This is a genomic window from Photobacterium sp. R1 (assembly GCF_054600795.1).
In genome coordinates this window covers 1-291 of the sequence record NZ_BAAHZP010000406.1, presented here as the reverse complement: position 1 = coordinate 291, position 291 = coordinate 1, and the positions used below count along the sequence as shown (strand labels likewise).

Sequence of the window (291 nt, the reverse complement as noted above, 5' to 3'; positions counted from 1 at the left end):
TGGTGCCTCGAGGCGGAATCGAACCACCGACACGAGGATTTTCAATCCTCTGCTCTACCGACTGAGCTATCGAGGCAGAACAAAGATTAAAATCTTCGTTTTGCTGTTTGGCTCCCCCTCGCTGGACTTAACGCGGCCGGCCAGGCCAGCGACATTGAGCACAACGTGCTCACCAGTTTGGAGGTCATACACTGCGTAATGGCAATGTACTAAATTGGCTCCCCCTGCTGGACTTGAACCAGCGACATACGGATTAACAGTCCGCCGTTCTACCGACTGAACTAAGGGGGA

The 291-nt window shown here is 53.3% G+C and carries 2 tRNA genes; both read right to left on the bottom strand.

Going from position 1 to position 291, the window contains the following annotated elements:
• A tRNA-Phe gene (locus ACYP03_RS25635) sits at positions 1-76 on the bottom strand.
• Positions 77-215: 139 nt separating this feature from the next.
• Positions 216-291 (bottom strand) — tRNA-Asn (locus ACYP03_RS25630).